The organism is Nostoc sp. 'Peltigera membranacea cyanobiont' 232 (assembly GCF_002245985.1).
Lineage (GTDB): Bacteria > Cyanobacteriota > Cyanobacteriia > Cyanobacteriales > Nostocaceae > Nostoc.
In genome coordinates, this window is the sequence record NZ_NOLK01000094.1 from 1 (window position 1) to 20,664 (window position 20,664).

Annotated in this window: 31 protein-coding genes and 1 pseudogene; 19 read left to right on the top strand and 13 right to left on the bottom strand. The window is 42.6% G+C overall.

All coding sequences use genetic code 11. The features are described 5' to 3' along the window. Positions 1-16: 16 nt before the first annotated feature. The 5 genes from CDG79_RS44020 to CDG79_RS44025 form a co-directional block, all read right to left on the bottom strand. A complete protein-coding gene (locus tag CDG79_RS44020) occupies positions 17-1,876 on the bottom strand; it encodes a hypothetical protein (protein ID WP_223278321.1) in 1,860 nt (619 codons plus the stop codon). A gap of 85 nt (positions 1,877-1,961) precedes the next feature. Further along, positions 1,962-2,195, bottom strand: a complete 234-nt coding sequence (locus CDG79_RS25760) for a hypothetical protein (protein ID WP_094344665.1) — start codon at positions 2,193-2,195, stop codon at positions 1,962-1,964. A 155-nt stretch (positions 2,196-2,350) separates the two neighbouring features. Continuing rightward, the gene (locus tag CDG79_RS25765) at positions 2,351-2,905 is read right to left on the bottom strand and encodes a Uma2 family endonuclease (protein ID WP_094344666.1); all 555 of its coding nucleotides are present in this window, start codon (positions 2,903-2,905) and stop codon (positions 2,351-2,353) included. Next, on the bottom strand, positions 2,886-3,068 hold the full coding sequence (locus tag CDG79_RS25770) for a hypothetical protein (protein WP_223269930.1): 183 nt from the start codon (positions 3,066-3,068) through the stop codon (positions 2,886-2,888). Before CDG79_RS25770 ends, CDG79_RS25765 begins: the two co-directional genes overlap by 20 nt. Positions 3,069-3,381: 313 nt before the next feature. After that, positions 3,382-3,765: a hypothetical protein gene (locus tag CDG79_RS44025; RefSeq protein WP_223278322.1), complete on the bottom strand. Its 384-nt coding sequence runs from the start codon at positions 3,763-3,765 to the stop codon at positions 3,382-3,384. Positions 3,766-3,994: 229 nt separating this feature from the next. On the opposite strand from CDG79_RS44025, the gene CDG79_RS25780 reads away from it, so the two are divergent. Next, positions 3,995-4,231, top strand: coding sequence for a hypothetical protein (locus tag CDG79_RS25780; RefSeq protein WP_094344667.1), 237 nt, complete (start codon positions 3,995-3,997; stop codon positions 4,229-4,231). Between the two features lie 238 nt (positions 4,232-4,469). On the opposite strand, the gene CDG79_RS42770 is transcribed toward CDG79_RS25780, so the two are convergent. Continuing rightward, positions 4,470-4,619, bottom strand: coding sequence for a hypothetical protein (locus CDG79_RS42770; protein WP_189525132.1), 150 nt, complete (start codon positions 4,617-4,619; stop codon positions 4,470-4,472). Positions 4,620-4,897: 278 nt separating this feature from the next. On the opposite strand from CDG79_RS42770, the gene CDG79_RS25785 reads away from it, so the two are divergent. Both CDG79_RS25785 and CDG79_RS25790 read left to right on the top strand, forming a co-directional pair. Then, positions 4,898-5,269, top strand: coding sequence for a hypothetical protein (locus tag CDG79_RS25785; protein ID WP_094344668.1), 372 nt, complete (start codon positions 4,898-4,900; stop codon positions 5,267-5,269). 90 nt (positions 5,270-5,359) lie between these two features. Continuing rightward, positions 5,360-6,430: pseudogene (locus tag CDG79_RS25790) on the top strand (ISKra4 family transposase). 42 nt (positions 6,431-6,472) lie between these two features. Here CDG79_RS25790 and CDG79_RS42775 read toward each other — a convergent pair. Both CDG79_RS42775 and CDG79_RS25800 read right to left on the bottom strand, forming a co-directional pair. After that, the gene (locus CDG79_RS42775) at positions 6,473-7,396 is read right to left on the bottom strand and encodes a hypothetical protein (RefSeq protein WP_094344669.1); all 924 of its coding nucleotides are present in this window, start codon (positions 7,394-7,396) and stop codon (positions 6,473-6,475) included. A 116-nt stretch (positions 7,397-7,512) separates the two neighbouring features. After that, positions 7,513-7,767, bottom strand: coding sequence for a hypothetical protein (locus CDG79_RS25800; RefSeq protein WP_094329294.1), 255 nt, complete (start codon positions 7,765-7,767; stop codon positions 7,513-7,515). 239 nt (positions 7,768-8,006) lie between these two features. Between CDG79_RS25800 and CDG79_RS25805 the strand changes: the two genes are divergently transcribed. The 6 genes from CDG79_RS25805 to CDG79_RS42780 all read left to right on the top strand — a co-directional run bounded on the left by CDG79_RS25805 (position 8,007) and on the right by CDG79_RS42780 (position 10,796). Beyond that, positions 8,007-8,864, top strand: coding sequence for a hypothetical protein (locus tag CDG79_RS25805; protein ID WP_223278323.1), 858 nt, complete (start codon positions 8,007-8,009; stop codon positions 8,862-8,864). Positions 8,865-8,972: 108 nt separating this feature from the next. Next, complete coding sequence (locus CDG79_RS25810) at positions 8,973-9,299, top strand: hypothetical protein (RefSeq protein ID WP_094344670.1); 327 nt, start codon at positions 8,973-8,975, stop codon at positions 9,297-9,299. Next, positions 9,292-9,492 carry a hypothetical protein gene (locus CDG79_RS25815; RefSeq protein ID WP_094344671.1) on the top strand — a complete coding sequence of 67 codons (201 nt, stop codon included), beginning with the start codon at positions 9,292-9,294 and terminating at the stop codon, positions 9,490-9,492. Before CDG79_RS25810 ends, CDG79_RS25815 begins: the two co-directional genes overlap by 8 nt. 41 nt (positions 9,493-9,533) lie before the next feature. Continuing rightward, entirely contained in the window at positions 9,534-9,992 is a 459-nt protein-coding gene (locus CDG79_RS25820) for a DUF1392 domain-containing protein (protein ID WP_094344672.1), read from the top strand. 43 nt (positions 9,993-10,035) lie between these two features. Further along, the gene (locus tag CDG79_RS25825; RefSeq protein WP_189525133.1) at positions 10,036-10,524 is read left to right on the top strand and encodes a hypothetical protein; all 489 of its coding nucleotides are present in this window, start codon (positions 10,036-10,038) and stop codon (positions 10,522-10,524) included. Next, positions 10,521-10,796 (top strand): MT-A70 family methyltransferase, encoded by a 276-nt coding sequence (locus CDG79_RS42780; RefSeq protein ID WP_223278328.1) that lies wholly within the window; start codon positions 10,521-10,523, stop codon positions 10,794-10,796. The genes CDG79_RS25825 and CDG79_RS42780 overlap by 4 nt, the downstream gene beginning before the upstream one ends. A 60-nt stretch (positions 10,797-10,856) precedes the next feature. Here the strand turns inward: CDG79_RS42780 and CDG79_RS25830 are convergent, their stop codons facing one another. Next, a complete protein-coding gene (locus CDG79_RS25830) occupies positions 10,857-11,813 on the bottom strand; it encodes a cytosolic protein (protein ID WP_094344673.1) in 957 nt (318 codons plus the stop codon). A gap of 40 nt (positions 11,814-11,853) precedes the next feature. Between CDG79_RS25830 and CDG79_RS25835 the strand changes: the two genes are divergently transcribed. From CDG79_RS25835 to CDG79_RS25850, 4 genes are all read left to right on the top strand, one after another. After that, complete coding sequence (locus tag CDG79_RS25835) at positions 11,854-12,654, top strand: DUF5131 family protein (RefSeq protein ID WP_094344674.1); 801 nt, start codon at positions 11,854-11,856, stop codon at positions 12,652-12,654. A gap of 119 nt (positions 12,655-12,773) precedes the next feature. After that, positions 12,774-13,289 carry a hypothetical protein gene (locus CDG79_RS25840; RefSeq protein WP_094344675.1) on the top strand — a complete coding sequence of 172 codons (516 nt, stop codon included), beginning with the start codon at positions 12,774-12,776 and terminating at the stop codon, positions 13,287-13,289. Next, entirely contained in the window at positions 13,246-14,256 is a 1,011-nt protein-coding gene (locus tag CDG79_RS25845) for a hypothetical protein (protein ID WP_223278324.1), read from the top strand. The genes CDG79_RS25840 and CDG79_RS25845 overlap by 44 nt, the downstream gene beginning before the upstream one ends. A 2-nt stretch (positions 14,257-14,258) precedes the next feature. Next, on the top strand, positions 14,259-15,608 hold the full coding sequence (locus CDG79_RS25850; RefSeq protein WP_094344676.1) for a replicative DNA helicase: 1,350 nt from the start codon (positions 14,259-14,261) through the stop codon (positions 15,606-15,608). A 15-nt stretch (positions 15,609-15,623) separates the two neighbouring features. Here the strand turns inward: CDG79_RS25850 and CDG79_RS25855 are convergent, their stop codons facing one another. Continuing rightward, positions 15,624-16,028 (bottom strand): hypothetical protein, encoded by a 405-nt coding sequence (locus CDG79_RS25855; RefSeq protein WP_094344677.1) that lies wholly within the window; start codon positions 16,026-16,028, stop codon positions 15,624-15,626. Between the two features lie 51 nt (positions 16,029-16,079). On the opposite strand from CDG79_RS25855, the gene CDG79_RS25860 reads away from it, so the two are divergent. From CDG79_RS25860 to CDG79_RS25875, 5 genes are read left to right on the top strand one after another with little or no spacing between them, the layout of a single operon-like run. Continuing rightward, positions 16,080-16,460, top strand: a complete 381-nt coding sequence (locus tag CDG79_RS25860; protein ID WP_094344678.1) for a hypothetical protein — start codon at positions 16,080-16,082, stop codon at positions 16,458-16,460. 5 nt (positions 16,461-16,465) lie between these two features. Then, a complete protein-coding gene (locus CDG79_RS25865) occupies positions 16,466-16,861 on the top strand; it encodes an ASCH domain-containing protein (protein WP_094344679.1) in 396 nt (131 codons plus the stop codon). After that, positions 16,858-17,616, top strand: coding sequence for a DNA cytosine methyltransferase (locus CDG79_RS25870; RefSeq protein ID WP_094344680.1), 759 nt, complete (start codon positions 16,858-16,860; stop codon positions 17,614-17,616). The genes CDG79_RS25865 and CDG79_RS25870 overlap by 4 nt, the downstream gene beginning before the upstream one ends. Before the next feature lie 2 nt (positions 17,617-17,618). Beyond that, on the top strand, positions 17,619-17,774 hold the full coding sequence (locus tag CDG79_RS45580) for a DUF1392 family protein (protein ID WP_442946256.1): 156 nt from the start codon (positions 17,619-17,621) through the stop codon (positions 17,772-17,774). Continuing rightward, positions 17,707-18,090, top strand: a complete 384-nt coding sequence (locus CDG79_RS25875; RefSeq protein ID WP_094344681.1) for a DUF1392 family protein — start codon at positions 17,707-17,709, stop codon at positions 18,088-18,090. Before CDG79_RS45580 ends, CDG79_RS25875 begins: the two co-directional genes overlap by 68 nt. Before the next feature lie 371 nt (positions 18,091-18,461). Here CDG79_RS25875 and aroQ read toward each other — a convergent pair whose 3' ends face one another. The 3 genes from aroQ to CDG79_RS25895 all read right to left on the bottom strand — a co-directional run bounded on the left by aroQ (position 18,462) and on the right by CDG79_RS25895 (position 20,233). Further along, positions 18,462-19,133, bottom strand: a complete 672-nt coding sequence (gene aroQ / locus CDG79_RS25885) for a gamma subclass chorismate mutase AroQ (protein ID WP_094344683.1) — start codon at positions 19,131-19,133, stop codon at positions 18,462-18,464. Between the two features lie 644 nt (positions 19,134-19,777). Next, entirely contained in the window at positions 19,778-19,969 is a 192-nt protein-coding gene (locus CDG79_RS25890) for a hypothetical protein (RefSeq protein WP_189525134.1), read from the bottom strand. After that, the gene (locus CDG79_RS25895) at positions 19,970-20,233 is read right to left on the bottom strand and encodes a hypothetical protein (RefSeq protein WP_189525135.1); all 264 of its coding nucleotides are present in this window, start codon (positions 20,231-20,233) and stop codon (positions 19,970-19,972) included. A 140-nt stretch (positions 20,234-20,373) separates the two neighbouring features. Here CDG79_RS25895 and CDG79_RS41355 point away from each other — a divergent pair, with 140 nt between their 5' ends. Continuing rightward, on the top strand, positions 20,374-20,571 hold the full coding sequence (locus CDG79_RS41355) for a hypothetical protein (protein WP_143855584.1): 198 nt from the start codon (positions 20,374-20,376) through the stop codon (positions 20,569-20,571). Positions 20,572-20,664 lie beyond the last annotated feature (93 nt).

A 20,664-nucleotide genomic window follows, 5' to 3' on the forward strand; every position in this document is an offset into this window, starting at 1 on the left:
AGCTTAATGCTTTACATCAATCCAATCCCAAATTTCTCATCGCTTTCCACAAATTAGGTCGTCGCTTATGCTGGACTTTCCATTGGGACAACAAACTATCATAACTCTGCGGTGCTAACTCCTTCAAGGCAGACATCCATTGTGCATTTTTCGTATAATCCGAGCTTTGAGACGAGTCCGGTCTGGGTACAAAGTTGTGTAAATTTGCTTGCCAATAAGCCATCACTCTTTCCCACAAATCAGGGGGTGCATATTCTTGGAGATACGTTCTCCTAGAAATATCATCCCGTGTCGATAGTTGGTTTGGTAGAATCACAATCTCATAAAACTTAGGATAGGGGGATTTTCCCTGATACTTTATCTCGGTCAAATCTTTTGTTAACAAATGTAAAATACTATATTCCCCACCCAGTTGTCCTTCATCTTCAGGTAAATTCTCCAACCACTCGATAATTTGTTGCCTAAACCAAGTATGTCCTTTTTCCTCAGTTGTAATACTATCGAGCAACCAATGCAACCACCAAGTATCTAAGGGTTTTTGATTTGTATAAAAATATGAATATCTGTATGGTGTACCACGTTTAATTATTGATTCACGCCAAGATGTAAACAAGGCTTGCTGAGTCTCTTTATTAACTGGTATCTCAGCAAAAGCTTTGAACATACTCGACCAGTCGTAACAACATTCAAAAGTAATATATTGAATTGACAACGCATTCACCCGTTCGATTTCTCCCAATTCTCGAACAGCTTGCTGATAATAGCGAAGTAAAGTTTTTTCCTTTTCCCAATTCCCAGGAGCGTAAGAAAATCCATCCACAGCAACAAATAGCAGCGAGTTTTCCGGTATCCAGGGATTCAAGTCAGGTTTGTTTTTTAATAACGCATCCAAAGTCTCTTGAATCACTGTAAGACTTTCTCTATATTCTTGTTTAGCCAACAAATCCTCGATTACAGGTAAACCATTTTGCCATTCCTGGGAAATAGTCGCCCGGAGATTGTTCAAATATATCTCTGGGGTTGCAAATTGCTGCATCAATTCCATGTAAACTATATGCCAATAAGAAAAAGTATTCTCTAAGTCATGCTTCCACAGAGAAACTTCTCGATTGGCTGTCAATCCGTCAAAAATTAACTTTTTTTCAACATCAGGTAAATTGGAAAAGAAATCGATCACAGCATCATCATCTAAACTGGTGTGGTAAAATTCCTCATCCAATTCCCTAATTCTTTGAGCTAATTTGAACCCATTTTGTCCTTGTGACTGCACCAATAACCATTCCCATTCCAACAAGCTACTTGTTGTCGCTCCTTCCAAATGAATACCATTAGCAATTTCCATCCAGTCGGGTATACCATTAGAGATTTCACTTTCTGCTGACAACAAACTGGCTGCAAAACCATCGTCATTACTAAAGCCATTCTCAAAAGCCGTTTTTACCAATGGCTTCATCTTTTGTGCAACTGCTTCTAAATCTTCAACAAAAGTACAGTCATCAAAATAAGGTTCTTCCCAGCTTGCTTCTTGGACTATATATTTTCCCTCTGACTGTGATGCTTGCCAAATAATCTGATTCCATTCTCCCCATAATTGAGACCAAGTTTGAGCTAATTTTGCCAAAGAAATTGGTTGTGCTTTGCTTATTTTTACCTGTTCTACTGTTTGAGGTGGAGCGATGATTTGAGTTAAAGTCTCCTGGGTATTCCCTTGCAGTTTAGCAAACACAGTTACTCGCTGTTCGTCGGATAAAATCGCAAATAATTCATCCAGTAGCTGGGAAATTTCCCTTTCTGTAAGTGCTTCAAAGATGCGCGAACCAACAGAGGTTTCTTGTTTAATCTTACTCAAAGAATTGCTCTGGCTCTTTTTTGGCATCTTGGTAAATCCCCTTAGCATTACATAAATAGCCTATTTCAACCGGAAGTAACGAGGAGGACAGTCAAACATTATTTAACAAACGTTAATTTGCAATTTCAGCTTCCAGCAAACTCAACACTTTCTCTTCCAAAGCTGTCAAATAAGAACGGTTCACCTTCCCCAACGACTCCAAAAACCTCTGCACCGATTCCTCCAGCCCACTCGAATACACTCGACTGATGCGATTACATATCTCCCGCATCTGCTCACACTCGGCAGGCAGGTAATTGTAAGATTTGAGGTGCTGCAACCCAATGGCGTACTCGCCATCCCACATTCTCACAGTGCAACTGAACTCATTTGCTTGGCTGACAATCCCCCAACAGCCACCCTTTCCTCTGAGTTCTGGGTTGTCAAGAGCAAGGATTTGGCAGACTTCGCCGATTTAGTAGGTGTTTGGTAATACTTTCGTCCTTTCAATTATGCATTGCACTACGTCTTACTTATAAGACGCTGAACTTGGACAGATACATCAGGAAAGCAAAGGGGTGAAATAGTACCTGTGGTTAATGTCAGTTCGGTTTTGTATTCCCCATTTTTTAGGTCACGAAATACTTTTAACTGCGGAGTCTTCAGGTTGACAACCCAGTATTCAACAATACCAGCCTCAGCATAAATGTCTTTTTTGTCACCTAAATCTTTGCTCAGGGTGGCTTTGGAAAATTCAATAACCCAAAAGATATCTTCTGGGTAAGGATGGTGTTCTAAGTAGACCTCACCTAAAGGTTTGACAATCGCAACATCGGGAGCAGGTTCTGAATCGTTGGGTAAGGTAATCGGTTTGGCATCGCGGATTTTTACCCGTTCACCAAGCAGTGTACGAAGATAATCAGCTGCTTCTGTGTTGTAGTAGGCGTGAGGTTCTCGTTCTGGGGGCATAACAATCAGGTCGCCACGCAATAGTTCAATGGACTGGTCATCAAAGATACCTGCCTCTATTGCTTGGTGATAACGTTTAATTGTCCATTTATAGGTAGTTACGGTCATAAACATTATTTAGCTCAAAGCCAAATCTATCATCAATTCCATATTCTTTCTCAATCAAACCTAACACCTTCTCTTCTACCTCCGTCAAATACAGTCGCTTCAACTCTCCCAAGTACTTCAACACAGCACTTAGGGCATTTTCCAAATTTTCGCGGTTCTGCAATCTACTGATGCGTAAGCGTAGCCCAAAGCAGGCATCGCTCTTAGAGAAATGCCAGTTATCTACATCTTCTGAAATTCTATTGAGTTTTGTTAATTTCTAGCCAGTTGTAGCGTGGGAACTGAACTTTGTTGAGCGCTGTATGAATCATGTAGAGGGGTTCTACAGCACTCAACAAAACAACTGGCATAGCTGGATGTCAAGAAGCGGGAAGTTTTATCTTTTCCCTCGTACAACTTCTTCACTGTCCCGTTGTGTTGCTAACTCCATTGAAACTGCAACCCAAAGACATTGGATGCCAATTTGCCAAAATTGTTTAGGGTGTTATCTCTCTCCCATATTCAGACTCCAGTACATTCAACAATTTCTCTTCGACAGCCGTTAAATAAGCCCGATTCACCTTCCCCAACGACTGCAACAGATTTTTAACTGTCTCCTCCAGCGAATCGGAATACACCCGACTGATGCGATCGCAAATCACCCGCATCTGCTCACACTCGGCAGGTAGATAATTGAAGGACTTCATGTGCTGCAACCCAACAGCATACTCGCCATCCCACATTTTCACCGTGCAACTAAAGTCATTCACTGCGCTGGCAATCGCCCAGCACCCACCTTTGCCTCTGAGTTCTGGGTTGTCTTTTGCTAGTATTTGGCACACTTCGCCAATTGGGTGCGTTCCATAATTTGTTGCACCCATATGCACCCATATTTAACAATGCGATAAGTGGTACTTTACCCTCGGCTCGTTGTACACCGTCTACTAAACCTCTTGTTTTCGCCCAGATCACATTAATTAGGTTTAGCTTTACATTTACTAATCCTTTAGTAGAAGTATATTCTCTAGCAAAACTTTTCTTAAGAAAGAGGTATTAATTAAAAACTTTATTAACAATTGTAAAGATAGCCCAAAAAATCAACAAAAATCTATGCAATCACCAGAAGCTGAAACAACAAAATTCGAGAGTAAAGCTCCTTTGTCAAAGGATACTACTTCCCCTATTCAGCCCGAATCAAAAACTGAGCCATTAACTCAGGTACAAGCAGATAGCGTGCTTACCCGCGAACAATTGCCTAATAAGGGATTTCGTATTGCCCTCACCCTGGTTACTAGCGTGATTATTCTAAGCGTCGTCGCTATTTACTCCGGCATTATTCATCCTTAGTACATTGTTACAAAACCGAATGGCACGCCCCTTAAAGCTAAATCGAATATAACAGCTATGGGTGTGGGGTTTAGTAATAAAGGAATTTATTAAGGTTGGACTTAATTTTGGCTTTTCTGATTTTTTTTCCTACACCCTGCACCCAACCGTCTACACCCAGCCACAGCAAGAGTTTCACGTTTTCAAGCGGGATATACCTTTTCGCTCTAATAAAAGGTGATTGCTCTGTTTTGGCTGATTAGCCCAGAGATTTCAACAGCCGTTGGGGTGACAGCTTCAGAATTATCATTTTTTCGCTCCTAATAACTGCAATATCTCCTTCACTGCCGTTTTTTCCCACTCCATCTACTAAATCCGCTTCAGTAACCGCTTGGGAATGTACTTCCACGACTCGACCAAGCGATTGCCCTGACTCTAAAATTCATAATGATAGTACGCCTGTGAGTAATCCTTGCCATTCCTAATAATCGTTCACCAATGAATACTGCCGTTACCTTCCCCCTTCTACTGTCGTATTTTACTAGGGTTTACTGCGATACTCAACAGCGATAATATCGATACAGTTGGACGGTTGACGGTTTCAGCTTAACAATAGTGAGTAAACTACCTGCTGCGTCAATTACTTCAATTCGGGTGAGCGCATAGACATCCTTACTAGGAAACAATATGGCAGACCTTAGTGGTAATTGGTTAGGAACTTACTGGCAAGATGATATTCCTAGTCGCTTTGAAGCAACCTTTGTTCCGAGTGGAAATACTTTTAGTGGTTCCATTTTGGATGACAACTATTTAGGAGAAGCTCAGGTCAATGGCGAGGTAATTGGGCGCACTATCAGTTTTACTAAACGTTATTTAGTTACCTCACCTGTACCAGTTAGATATACAGGTATGGTTTCAGAAAATGAAGATTATATGCAAGGAGAGTGGAATATAGGTTTGCAGTATTCTGGTTTATGGTCAGCGCGACGCAGTGGAGAGAACCTGATTGTAGATTTACAAACTCGGCTTGAACAGCAAACTTCATTGACGATGACTTAATCGCTGGCATAAATTGGGAGCATCCACTTTTGGAAGATTTATCATTTATGGGAAAATGTAAAGAGAAATAACCCTGTGCGATCGCTGACAATGAACCAAGAGAAACAAGAACGGATCAAAGCCTGCTTACAAGAATTGTCAAAACTGCTGTATGAAGAAGCAGACAAAAGTAAGCTGACAGACCTCGAAGGCATAGAAAAAACAGTTCGCAGTCAAGTATTAGAACTAGTCAGCCCAGAAATAGCCCTTTTTTTATCGAACAAAAAACTGGAACAAAAGTAGGTAAAACCAGAAAGATTAAAAGCCTAGTAGGGGAATTGACTCTTAAAGCCAAACAGCTACAAAGACTAGGTTTAAAAGCAAGAAGTAGGTTAAGTCCATTACTTCAAAAGTGTTGTTTGAGGCTATCAGCCAATGAATCATATCAAAAAGCAGAAATCGAGATTGAGGCATTAACAGGAGTGAAAGTTGGTCACTCAACGCAACAAAAACTAGTGCTGTCACAAGATTTTCAACTACCCGTAGCATTACAATCAGTTTCAGAAGTAAGCGTAGATGGAGGAAAAGTTCGACTTAGAGGTAAGCCGAAAGCAGGCTGTCACTGGCGAGACTATAAAACGGTTCGTCTGCAAGGGATTTACTATGGTGCGTTTTTTGATGACAACCAATCATTAATTGATTATGTCAATAGCCAGCGTCTAGTTAACCCGTTAGTCTGCTTAGGAGATGGTCATGATGGTGTATGGAATCTCGTCAAAGAGTTTGGTAAAAGTGAGAATTTTGAGCGTTGGGAAATTTTAGATTGGTATCATCTCAAGGAAAATCTCTTGCATTGTGGGTGGTTCTTTAAAGCGACTCAAAGCAGCTGAAACTCTTTTATGGCAGGGTCAAGTTGAAGAAGCCAAGGCTTTATTTCATAATTGCCGAGGCAAACAAGCTAAGAACTTCATTGCTTATCTCGAAAAACATTGCTCCCGTATTGTCAACTATAGCTATTACCAAGCTGAACAACTTTGTTCTATTGGTTCTGGTGCAGTCGAGTCTGCTATTAAACAGATTGGAGCTAGGATGAAAATTTCTGGCGCACAGTGGAATGTTGGGAGTGTCAACCAAATCCTTTCTGTTCGTTGTGCTTATCTGAATGGTTTACTTGCTATTTGAGTGTTTCTGCCAAAAGTGGATGCTCCCGCATAAATTCCTGCCTTATTCCCAGCTTTCCTTATTGTGTAATTCCGACTCTAAAAGACTCAACACTTTTTCTTCCAACACCGTCAAATAAGCACGCTTGGGCTTCCCCAACGACTCCAGAAACTTCTGCACCGACTCCTCCAGCCCACTCGAATACACCCGATTGATGCGATCGCAAATCACCTGCATCTGCTCACACTCGGCAGGTAAGTAGTTGTAAGATTTAAGGTGCTGCAAAGCAACGGTGTACTCGCCATCCCACATTCTCACGGTGCAACTAAAGTCATTCACTGCGCTGACAATTGCCCAACACCCACCCATTCCTCTGAGTTCCGGGTTGTCCTTAACTAAGATTTGGCAGACTTCACCGATTTGGTAAGTATTAGGTACTTGGGTACGCTCCATGATGCGCTGCACAACATCTTTGACGATTCTACCAGTTGGCACTTTCCCACCAGCAAGTTCTACTGCTCTTAGCCACACTTCCTGCTGTTCCTGGGGTTCAAGTTTAGTTATGGGTCGGACTTGCCCCTCTGCTGTCGGCAATTTGTGATCAAATTGATCACAAATTTCAACCAAGTTATCAAAAACAGTAGCCGCATCCATTAAAAGATAAGACTGGCGACGACTATGCCCAAAGCGATCGCGACAATAATCCTCAAACGTGCGGTGACTTGAACGGTAAAGGCGACGATCGCGCAATTCTGCCAGTGCCTTACCTGCCTCAAAAAACGCCCGTTCTACTTTCCGCTCCAGGAGTAGGCGATCGCTTTGTTCCTCGTCGGTCAATTCCTCTACTTCAACAGCACTAACCGTAATTGTTGCTGTAGATGGATTTTCCTCAACAGAGATATCTTCATTTGCAGAGTTACTGAGTGATTTTGAATTTATCTCTACGGCAGAGGTGGCTTTTTTACGCCTAGAAGATGGTTTAGCCATCATTCCACCCCTTTAATTCAATAGTATTTGCTCAAAATCAATGACAAATAGATTAAGTATGTGGTGAGTTATGGCAATAATGCTCTGGGATTGAACTCGGTGGGGCATTATCATCTTCACGAGTCCTCTTGAATTTTCACAATGTCATTGACAGTTACTAACTCTCCAGACAGCACAGAGCAAATCCTTGCTAGTTTTACCAAATTATCGATATCCGCTTTTTTTAGCCTGCCATCACGGGCGACAGTCAAGGTATGTCTAGTGACTTCATTCGGGCTACCCTCAAACTGCCTATGAACTGCGTAGACAGACAAGAGGCTACCATCTTCAGTTTTGGGCCACCATTGCGAAATATCAATATATGCTTCCATCCAAACTGCTAACACGTTTTTAATGATTAACCTCCATTAACGCTTATCTGATTACAGAATAACAGCCAATCAATATACAGGCTATCAATTAACAGAATAACTGCTAATCAGTATGTTGACAATCAGTTAGCAGAGTAGCACAATATAACTATCACAAAAGGCAATCGCCCTTAGCCTCGGAAACTTTGGAAGCGATCGCCTTTTGAAAAACCCATACATTTGTACAGGGAATCTTAATTATGACTCACGCCATTTACACTTATCAACAGCTGCAACTGAAATCTATTGCCCGACTCAAGCAAATCTACAGCGAAATCGCCTGCACAGCCGAAGTAAGCGACAAACGCTGTAAGGATGCCTGGATTTGTGCCATTGTTAACTATCAGTCAAGCAAGATTCAGAAACTCACCCCTGCTGCCCCCGACAACCAAGCCCTCGCCCAAGCCGAACTCGACAACTACATCGCTGACCAAGCCCAAGGCATAGCTCCCGAACCCCTCACAATAGTCGAAATTTCGTTTGACCATCACGAATATTACGCTGATGACAAACTGGTAGCCAGCATCAGCCATGACGACAACCATTTAACGCAACGCTGGTTAGTCATGATCAACGATAAAGAATTATTTCGTGCCAATACTTTAATGCGTTGCGATCGCTTCATCTGCACTCACTATAAAGACGGCTCATTACCTGTGCAGGAGAAAGAAACAACACCCCCCACGACTGAAAACCAAATCATGGCGCATATCTTCAACGAGTGCCAAGATTATGGGTTTGAAATTCTTGATGATGGCATTTACAACAACAACGGCGTGAAACTGGGGCAAGTCGGATGCACTGACGGGAACTGGTGGGTAAAGAGGCGTTATTCAGGTCAGCAGCAGTATTCTAACTCGGTATATGATGCAGTGCGATCGCTGTCGATGGCAGATACTTCATTTGCAACTGAACCCACTCCTGAATACTTGCAGCATCTCCCATTGCAACAGCTGACTACTGACGAATTACAGCAGTTGCTAGATGCAGAAGTGGCTAACTGTGAGCAGTTAACCGCTCAAAACTGGCAACGGTTACGGGAGCCTGTAACAGCATAATTCCAATTCGCAACTCGCTTTTTCGCAATTAAACTGCGAATTGCGAATTGGAAATTACGAATTGATATTGCCCTTTCCCCTTCCCTTAATCATTCACTCATTACAAATATGCAACCCACAATATCCATTCCCCAACACTGGGGCTACCCTCGCTTTACTTTGGAGCAGCGCACAGAACAAGGCACGATTCTTGGACTTTATTACTATCCCTCTGGTACAGAGTTAGCTGAACAATTTGATGATGGCTGGCGTTATGTGCTGATGCCTAACAAGAATTCTGATGAAATATCGTACTTGAAAGAGGATCAAATCCAACCGCTCACGCCAGAAGAATTATTCCAGCAAATTACCGCAGAGATTGACTTTTATCAACAACAGATAAGCATTCTCAATCGGCAGTTAACTGTATTAACTCAAGGTGCAAACAATGGCTAAGTCTACAGACAGCTTTGACCGTAGGGCTAATCATTTGCTGCGTTCGATTCGACTTTGCGGCGGTTGTGTTCCATTGCACCGTCTTCAGTTTCAATTCTCCGATTCAGTTATTCAAACTCTGCTGGATAAAGAACTGGTGCAAGTGCAGAACACGGGACGCGGCTTTTTGTTGGAGATTGCCGAGGATTTTTAGGTTGTTGACCTTATTGAAATTAAAATCAACGAGGAGAAAGCATGATTGACTACGTTAATACCCTGAAAAATAGTTGGTATATTTCCCCACCTTGGGGCAAAACAATTCCAACGGTTGATGTCAATTTATTAGAGAGAGTTTACCTGAAAACCACAAGAACATTCGGCTATTGTTCTGGTGTGCAATGGAAATATGAGTGTTGGCTTTATACAGTCATCTGTGGTGATGAAATTGTCCACGCTACAGAACACCAAATCATTGGGACTGGGCAGTTAGAAACCCTCACTGTGCAAAAACCTGCTTTCGTTTTGGGGCAGAAAATAATCCTGTGTTCTTATGGGGATGACACAAAACAACGGCTGATTCTGGGGGTTGTACTTGTAGATAAGTTTTGGTTTTACCTTGTCGAATTGCTATCGCCCACATTGACTGAAACACCGACAATGTTTAATCGCTTCTCATTGGTCGGTGAAAAAAGTTTGGTGCGCGTGAATGTCTAATTCTCTCTAATCAACAAGGAAAAATTATCACCCAACTAAAGTTATGTCACAAATCGAAATCGCTCAAATTATCGACCAGATAAAACAAGAGATTCAAATCGACGCTAATGGTCAGGGCAAGGCCAGTGTTCGGGCAGCAGCCAGATTAGCAAATGTTAATGATGCTGGATTGCTCAGAAGCCTCAAAACTGCTGCTGATATTTCTCGCTCTAAACTGGCTGAAAGGCTTATCTACAAAGGCTTTGAAGGTGCTGAGATTAAATCATGGTCTGAGTCCGGTATTCCCGATGTCGCTGTAGCAACCATACTTCATTATTACGGCTATGAAGCTGGTAAGAGATGTACCGCACAAGCAAAATTAGCCTGTGAAGCTTTTGAAAGCATTGGTGTTCGTGCCTGGATTCAAGATTTAATGGGGTGGACTAAACCCGCCACCCAACCACAAGAACAACCCTCCACACCAGCCCTCCCCCCAGTTGAACAGCGATTGCATACTCTTGTCCTGGCCATGAAAACTTTAGCTTGGCCATGAAAACTTTAGCTGAGTTAACTGGTGGCAGACTCAACCCATACATGGAACGGACACTCACAAACCAGTCAAGCATTTTACACTCACCCCGTCGTGAGCATTCACGTAAGCCCGAACAGTTTTTTGAACTTGTAGAAAAGCTGTGTCCTGATATGACCAAGCTGGAGATGTTCGCACGTTCGTCTAGAGTTGGCTGGGATTGTTGGGGTGATCAGGCGGATCTGTTTGATCATCTGGGTGCAGAAATTGATAACGATACTTCATTGAGTGCTTAATTAACGCTAATTTCGGCACTCAAAACTTGCTGAACCTTGAAAATCAAATATCAAACAATTCTAATTTTCTGACGGTGTGTCATCTGCTGTCTGATAAATAGAACGCAATTCATCCACAGTATCTGCTGTTTCTATTGCTGACAAGATTGATTCCAGCAATCTGAAATCTTCAAGAAGCTCAATTTCAGGTAATAAGTTTTGTCCAGGTGTTCCAAATTTGAGTTTTAATCCCAAAGCTATGCCTTTTAATAAAGATTCTATTCGAGCAATTCTCTCAAAACTAGTAACGTACTGCATACGCAGTTGTGCCTCCAATTGTTCGACTTCTCTTTTAAACTCTAGTTCTAAATCCAATGGTAACGTTAGCATCCAATCAATAAAAGCCAAAAGGTTAACAACAGCCTCGCGTTCAAACCCTTGCTCATACAACCGACGCACTAAATTCAGTTTTGATTGTTTCCTTTGCGACCTATTACTGCGGGTTTGCACTGCTGCCAAGTGAGCCATTACCACCGTAGCAAAGGGGTTACGACTGGCTTCTAGCTCCGACAACCTTTGCTGATAGTCTAGCAGCTTGATTACAGGAAACTGAAAATCAACCGTACAACCAAACAAATCGTACCCAAACTGCGATGGTCGCCAGTTGATGTTGTCATCCCCCAGTATCGCGCATGATGCAACAGAGCGATCGTAACGGTCAAAAATTCGATAGTTGTAGACAAACATCCGTTTAGGAAAATCGGTTTCCTCTTGACTTTGGATTTCTATATGAATCAACAGCCAAGATTCTTCGCCCCCAATGCGATAGATTTTCACCAATTTATCAATTAGCCGTTTTCCTAATTCAGCATCACGAACTACTTGTTGTAACTCTTGATCTAGAAACTCGAAACCTCTACTCCAATCAATGTGAGCATGGGCTTGAGGAAAAAAGAATTGCATGAAGTCTTCAAAATACAACTGCAACATCTGCTTCCACGGGGAATCATATTCCGTAAGAGGTGTTTTATTAACCATTTTCAAATGTATTGTCTAATTTCAAATTTCAGAGGTGTTTATGCCCACAAACATAGAATGGACAGACTTAACAGATAATATCATCCATGTCAAAGGAGGCGGTTGGTGGTGTCATAAGAAAAGCGAGGGTTGTGCAAATTGTTATGCAGAGAAATTAAATAAAACCTCTTTCTTTGGCGGAAACAAGCAACCCTACTCTGGACAACTACCCGAACTAGTGTTAGATACAGAAGCTATTCGGAAATGGGGATTCCAAAGAAAACCTAAAAAGCATTTCGTTTCTTCAATGACTGATGTTTTTGGTGAATGGGTTCCGCGTTTTTGGCAACATGAAATGCTGGACGGAATGTTCGTTGCTCCCAATCAAGTATTTCAGATTCTCACCAAACGTCCAGAAATCATGCTTTCATCTATGGATGAATGGCTCTCCTGTCATGGACTAGACAAGTTACCTTTAAATATTTGGACAGGAACTTCGATTGAGAATCGCCGCACTTTAGAAGAACGTAGTCAATTTCTTAGCAAAATTCCAGCTTTAATTCGGTTTTGGTCAGTTGAACCATTACTAGAAGATTTGGGCGATATCACTCACTACTTGAATGATGTTCAGTTAGTAATTGTTGGTGGTGAATCTGGCCCAAATTCCAGACCATGCCACATCGAATGGCTCGAATCGATTGTCCAACAATGTCACGCGGCTAAAACACCTGTGTTTGTGAAGCAGTTGGGGGCGAATGCAATATTTCGGGGACAGCGATTCAAAACCCGTGACAAAAAGGGGGGGGAAATTGAAGAGTTTCCTCTTCATCTGCAAGTTAGACAATTTCCGTTTGATGCGTGAATAAAGCAAAATCCCCGCCTGTAGCGCAGTGCGGGGTCAGAATAAACTCACAATTTTTGAGGAATGGAGAATATAACCATGATTCTATCAGAAAACATGATGAAAGGAGGTCTAGAAAGATGAGTTGGCTCTCTGACCAAAACAGTTTTCTAGCCTGGGAATCGAGTTCTAGGGACACGATAGAAGTCAAACGTTGTTATGTAGACGTGGCTGGTGGTGACTTAATCGCTGGAATTTTACTTAGTCAGATCATCTACTGGCATTTACCGGATCATGAAGGGCAACCCCGACTCAGAATTGAACGTGAGGGGTACAAGTGGCTGGCTAAAAAGCGTGATGATTGGTGGAAAGAGTGCAGAATTACACCCAAGCAATTTGATACAGCTATCAAGTTATTAGAGTCCAAAAATCTAATTGTGACTGCGCTTTACAAATTTGCTAATAGTCCAACTAAACATATCCGAATCGACTGGGAGAATTTTCTTGAACTACTAAATCTTGTAGTTCAAACTCCATCATTAGCTCCTGAACATATCAAAACACAAGTAGCTTCTGGTTCTGACGAAAAAGTGAATTGCCGAAAAGGTGAAAATGGAATTTCCGAAAAGGTTAAATTCCAATTGCCGAAAAGGTGAAAATGATCTAATAGATACAGAGATTACTTCAAAGATTACTTCAAAGATTACTTCAGAGATTACTTCAGAGATTACACACAATGCGCCCCTGGCTTCGCCACCCGCGCCCCCCACCCAAGAGTGTGTGTGTGAAAAAGAAGAACTTGATTTAACAACGAAAGAAATTGAACTTGAAAAACCAAGCTTAGAAAAACCAACCCCAGAAGAACCAACCCCACAACAACCCACTTCGTTGTTAAAAAAATCCGAGTCTTCGCAACAAACTGATAATTCCTCAAGAGGATCAACTATTGCGGGGGGGTCGTTCGAGAAACGCGAACAAGCGAATAAGCCGCAACTAACCTGTCCCTACAAGACAGCCCGGAACGTAAAAGAACTGATTGATGCTTGGCTAACAGACCCGACTGCTATGAGTGATGATTCTCTACCACTGCTTGTCAGAGAAACAATCAAGTGGAATTGCTGGGTTTTACCTTGGCGCAATGGAGAACGAAAGCTGAATAACCTCTACCAGAACTTCAACCCGATAGTCGTGGACTTCTTGGCTGCTGAGTTAGCCACGAAATCGAAACGCTCCACACAACAGGAAATAGATCATGCGATCGCAGTCATGAACACCTGGGAAAAAACCAAAGGGGGATGGACAAACCTGATGCAGCGCTATAACCAGGCATTGCAAACAGAAAAACAGCCCCTACCCCAATTGCATACTGCTACGACAAAAAGACCAAGTAACACCACTAGCATCACGCTCGAAGATGCTTTGGCACAAGATCATAAGCGCCGTCAGCAAGAGCAATCCATTCGGGTTCCATCCAATGGGTATCAGCACAGCCCACAAATGCTGGAGCTAAAAGCGAAACTTCAAGCCAAAGCAAATGAGCCAAAAGTTCCAAGCAACACCAGACCCTCTTCCACGAATTTGCGAGAAGTTGAAGCGCAGTTAAAATTAGCACTTAGAGCCTAATTATGCACCCTAATCAAGACAACGTAGTTTCTTTCCATCCTGACAGGTCACTTGACAACTTGCCTCCACAAAACATCGAGGCTGAAGAAGCGATTTTGGGTGGGATTATGCTTGACCCAGAAGCGATAACCAGAGTCAGCGATCGCCTAAGCGTTGAAGCCTTTTATATCAGCGCCCACTCATACATTTATCAAGCTGCGACAACGCTTCACGCTCTGTTTCAACCCACAGATTTACTAACCGTCACCGCTTGGTTGGCTGACCACAATCTGCTCAACCGCATTGGTGGCAGAAACAAGTTAGCGACTTTGGTAGACCGCACTGTATCAGCCGTTAACATCGACGCTTTGGCTGATTTGGTGATGGAGAAATATCGACGGCGACAGCTAATCAAAGTGGGCAATGAAATTGTCCAACTCGGTTACGAGACGCAGACTGAACTACCACTTGTACTATCCCTTGCTGAGGCGAAAGTTTTTGGTGTTACTCAAAATCAAAGCGATGAACGCTGCAAGGTTTTCTCAGCACAAGACATGGGCATTGAACTTTTTCAAAAGCTGGAGATGGGAAACATGGCAGGCGACAAAGTTGGCTGGTACGACCTCGAAAATATCACTGGTGGCATTTATCCGAGCAGCTTAGTTGTAGTGGCTGCTGAATCCCACATGGGCAAAACCCACTTCATGATTTCTTATGCTTACGAAATCATGACCAAACTTGGAAAGCCAGTTCTGTATGTAACTCCAGAAATGGACAAGAATCAACTCAATGCCCGAATGCTGGCCCGAATCACAGGTGTAGACGCTTCTATGATTCAAACCAATACTCAATGTTACTGGGAACAAATAGCACAAGGCATAGTCCAGATGGTGGAGTTGCCTTGGAAGGTTTACGAGCATTCCTCCCCTACAACCACAATGATTGCTTCTGCTGTGCGCCGTGCCATTGCCGAATTTGATGGTTCTATTGGGGCTGTGTTTATTGACTACTTGCAACAGATTCCTCTGGAGTCAGGCGGGAATATGGCTTTTGAAGTTGGCAAGATTACCCGTCAGATTCGGGATATTGCCAAGTCTCACAAAATCCCTGTTTTCTTGGGCTGTCAAATCAATCGGGGGAATCAAACTACGGCTGATAAACGCCCCAATCGTCATTTACTTCGCAACTCTGGTGAAATTTTTGAGGTTTGTGACCAGTTAATCATGCTTTACCGGGATGCTGTCTACACCAAAGACCTAAGCGATCGCACTATTGAGTTGATTGTTGAGAAAAACCGCCTTTACGGTAAGCTCGGCACTGCAACCATGTTGTGCGATTTATCGACCTCGAAATTTTTGAACTTGGCGAGGTAAACGGGATGGAGTTAATTAATTCGGTGTGCTACTGCCGCCATTTCGGTCACGTAAATACTCCCAAATTCTGCGGATTTCCTCTTGAAAGACTTGGCGATCGCGTTCGCCTTGAAGCAAGGAAGCAAGCAAAACTTCACGATCTCGGTCAGCTTGAATTTCAGTTTCCCTTATGGTTTGACGGTCACGTTCAGCATCTCTTTGAGCAGCGCGTAATCCTTCCTGATGGAGGCGTGCAATGTCAGCCAGTTCCCTAATGGTACGCTCTAACCTTGCAATGGTTTGGGAGTTACCCCTTGTTTCCCGCCTGTTAGCATTTTGTACTGTCCTCAGCAAATCCAGTTCGTCACCTATCTCTTCTAAACGAGTATCAATATTATCAAACCTTGCACTGATATCTTCCGGTGGAAAAGCGTTTGTCATAATTCCTCCTTTCTCTTTCTATTCTCGCAGAAACTCACAACTACAGACTTTATGAGTACAACTATCCAACAACTCTTCCATAAATGGGCAACTCTTGCCCCTGATGAATGTTTATCTACTGAGCGCGATTACAAGTTCAAACTCCGAATTTTACCAGATGTTGAAAAGTGCAATTCTCTTACTGCTAGTCGCCAAATTATTACTGAGAACTTAGAAACACATTTAGCCAATCGACGTGATTTTACAATTCAATTGTTGAATTTTGTGCTACTGACAATTATTCAGCACTGTGCGGCTCGACAGTCCAGTATCAGCTTCAGCTTTACAGAACTTGGGACTATCGCCACAATCTGCAACGGACTGCGTTCACAGCCACATCCGCATCCAGCGATCGCGGCATTAGACGCATACATTCAATTGCTGGAGTTTTAAAACCCATGAAAGCACTTTCAGTTCGTCAGCCTTGGGCATGGGCAATTATTTATGCTCTCAAAAATGTTGAAAACCGTGGCTGGCCCATTCATTATCGCGGCGACATTCTGATTCACGCCGCAAAAACCTGCACCAAAAAAGATTACCAGTTAGCGAGAGAATTTTGCCAAGCGATGGGGGTAGAAATTCCAGAACTAATCTCTCTCCGTCGCGGTCAAGTTATTGGCATTGTCACAATAGTAGATTGCAAGTTTTCACAAGTTGCATCTGGTTGGGGAATGCCTGGGCAATACCACTGGAAACTGGAGAATCCACGCGAGATTACGCCGATTCCTTACGTTGGGCGGTTGGGAATTTTTGAAGTACCGGATGAACTGGTCAGGAGTGCGATCGCCTCATGAAATCAGTCCTCTCACTTTTCTCCGGCATCGGCGGACTATGCCACCACGGAATATCAGCTGCTCGTCTATCCCACAAATTCCGAGTCCAGCAATTTGTCGAAATCTCCCCTTATTCTCAATCAAAATTGCGCCATGAACAACCAGGAATTCCAATCTACGCAGATATTACCAACTACCACTGCCACCGAGGACAATTCGACATTTTGTGCGGGGGATTCCCCTGTAGTGGCACCAGTAACGCTGGAGATAAAAAAGGACTTAACGACCCCAGGTCAGGACTGTGGCACGAAATGTTCCGCATCATCAACCAGTGTAGACCAGCAATCGCTCTCATCGAAAACCCAACAGGGCTACTCTCTAGAGGAATGGCAACAGTCCTCGAAGACCTTTCCCAAATCCGGTACGTATGTGAATGGGAAACTATACCCGCGTACTGCCTCGGCTTGCCACATGAAAGAGAAAGAGTCTTTATCATTGCCTACGCCGATGGCTTATTCCACCGTCAACAGTCAACCCCCTGGACAGACCAAATTGGAAATCAGATTACGCAAGTACGGCTCTCTCATGAAGACCGAAGCTTTGAACCCGGCATTCGTGAGGTGGCTTTTGGGGTTCCCATTGGAGTAGCCAAGGGAATTAAGGGCAATTATGATGCCCGTCGCGCTTATGGTTTGAGTTGTTCTCCACGGCAAGCTGCGATCGCTTGGAAACGGATTGATTATTTGTGGCATCTATTGTCCTGTCAGGAGGCATAAGCATGATTAACCAAGTCCCGAATCTAGAAACTTGTTGGTATCTTTCACCACCTTGGGGTAAAGAGATTTCCCCCCTTAGAAGTTTCCCTGTTGGAGAAAGTCTACGTCACTACCACCAAATCTTTCGGTTACTGTTGCGGTGTCGAGTGGTCAGCTAAAGGCTGGAGTTATGAGATTGTCTCTGGCAAGGATAATCTAACTGTTTTAGGACGTGAACTTATTGGCACAGGCAAGTTACAACCGAACACGAAAGAAAAACCTGTATTCCGGCTCGGTGAGTTGGTCGAGTTTCGGTTTCATGGCGATGGGCCACCGATTCGTATTGTTCAGGGTATTCAACTAATCAATGATTGCTGGTTCTACAGTATGGAGTGGATGTCCCCTGCTATATCGGAAAAAGGTGATGAGGTTTTTACCTCCAGAGATTCTATTGCGCGGGTGAGTGACTATGACTTGGAGCGGGTGCGATTATGACAGTCTACACTTCATATTACAGTGGACAAATCATAAACGAGGGCATCTCAATATCGCTATACCCTTCTAAAAACTGGAAAGGCAAACACCTTCCCCTGTTCGCGCCAACTCCTGAACTTTTAAAATGGTGGAAAGCCTCTACCAAAGATACTGAAGCTGAAAAAAGAGTACGAGCGTCAGTTTCTACTGGTTCTTCACTATAAGGCAGCAGCTGATTGAGCTTTGGGTGCGGAAACAACAGCAGTCCAGCGCGGACATTACATTACTGTGCTTCAAGAAGACCAGGGGTTTCTGCCCAATGGCACATCGCCTTGCGGGAGGTGGTTGGCGATCGTCTCATTTAGAAGAAGACAATCGCAGAATTTTTCGGTCTACTGACGGGAGCAAGAAGTGCTTTGAAATTGCAACAAGGGTGAAATTGCAACAGACTGCACTTGCTTGACAATACCATCTCCCTGAATAATCACCTGGGAACGTGACTGAATTAATTCCCGTATCTGCGGACAACCTAGAAATTGAGTCAGTTCTATTAAAGCAAAAAGAAACTCTGTATTTAATTTATCTAAAGATGGTCGCAATATCTGGTTTAAGTCTGGCACGTCAGGAAAAGATTTAATGCCTTGCTTTTGCCAGTTTTGAAAATCAACTGTTTGGATAAGTTTTCCTGCTTCTATTTGTGCTTGGAAAAATGCTGCAACTGTATCGGGTTCTAGGCTATGGATTGTTGCTTGTTGCCTAACCTTTAATAATAACTCTTGTTCCCGCTTTCGATCCTCGATAGGACGTTTGTGATTCCATTTCCATCGGGCTACATCATGTGCAATTAGCAATCTTTGTTGGATCAATTTTAGTAATTTATCTATGCGTAATTGTTGCTCTGCACTTGTAATACCTTGAGAACTTGCTGATTGTAACAACCCAGAGTTCTTGGCAGCAAATTCTAATTTGAAGCTAGCAGCAACTACTCTACTACTGAAGAAAAGCTCAAAGAAAATTATGATAATAAACAGAAGTGGATGCTTTGTCAAAAAACTTAATTTCATGTCAAAAAACTTATGCAGTCTGCTAATTATTAGTTTTTTACAGTAAGTTGATAGGAATATAGCATTTAAATCTCAAGCAAAATATCTCATAGTTACTCACAAAAAGCAAGCTCATTACAAAACAAAAAGCTGTTACGCAGGATTGAAATACAATTAGAGACCGAAGAAGTAGCATTTAATCAAATGCAGATATTCTTAATCTCGTGCAGAGTCCCTGCTGCAAGCTATCTGTGCTGGCAATCATACTACCTGAACTTGAGTACGAGCGTCGATTCCGAGAGGTTCATTAAACTCAGATGATTATCATCCGTGACAGGTTAAAGTAATTGCCCTTTTGTCAAGAGGGTGCAGGAAATTTAAAATATTGTCCCCTGGTTTATAAGAAGTTCGATATGTAATATTCTGCTGATGTTTAACCCCACTGTAGTCAATACGTTTCAGTTAACAAAAACTGTAGGTTGGGTTTCACTTCATTCAACCCAACCTACACCAGTTTTATTTTTTAGCCTTAACTGAACCGTATCGCCACTGTAGTTGTCCCTGGAAAGTATACAATGTGGCGAACCGATTTGCTCAACTTTCGATTAATCAAATGCCAGAACGCTCTGGGGAACTACGACACATCGGTTTTGAAGATGAAGCGGCTAAAAGTTTTCAATGACTACAGGCTCGACTGGTTGGGCAATTTCAAAATTGAAAATTCGTGAATAAAAGTAAAGTTCTGCTGACAAAGAACGCTTGATGTTTGCGGCTTTGCGGAAACCATGTTGTTCACCCTCAAAAGCAACATAAGCCACAGCGTTGATCAATAAAGTTGGAAAAGTAAACAGTGCCATTCACCACAAGAAAGGAACTGCCACCATATTCATGCACACGAGTACGCACATATTGTTGCCACTAGGCGTGAGGGACTGGATTTCACCATTTGCACCCCGCCGCACTATGACATTTCTACCTGACTCTGACGGTCGTAGCTCACTCCAGTAAATCTCTTCGCCACAGAGGGCAATTTGTCCCAACCCAATTGTACTTGCAGTAATTAAGTCTGTTGTTATCGGCGATCGCCAACATCCGTAAGACGCTACTTCTGCTTTTATCACGCTTTATTCTGCTCCCTGTTCCCAAGAATCATACGACGATATTCACTTTTCGCCCTCAGATAATCATTTTAGACCTTAATTTTGAAGCAAAACAAGGGAACTCTAAGTAAGAGTTGATTATTGTTGCGTCTAGTATCATTATGACTTCTCAGAATGAAGGCTCATATTTACCGCCAGTTTTCAGCCATGTTGTCATTGAGTCAAACTTCCAAAGATGGTTCTTAAGGATGACTAATGGTACGAGTATTAGCAACAAACTTAAATTTGGCTATGCTCTTGCCTTAAGCAGGGGAATTTTTAGAACCACTATTGGCTTAATTCTAGGAAACTATGAATGATTGAAGTCCTAGCTATAAATCTTACTTGTTTACGAAAAATAAAAGTAGTTTTTATAAATTATTTTTAAACTTTAACTAGACTATTTTTGAATT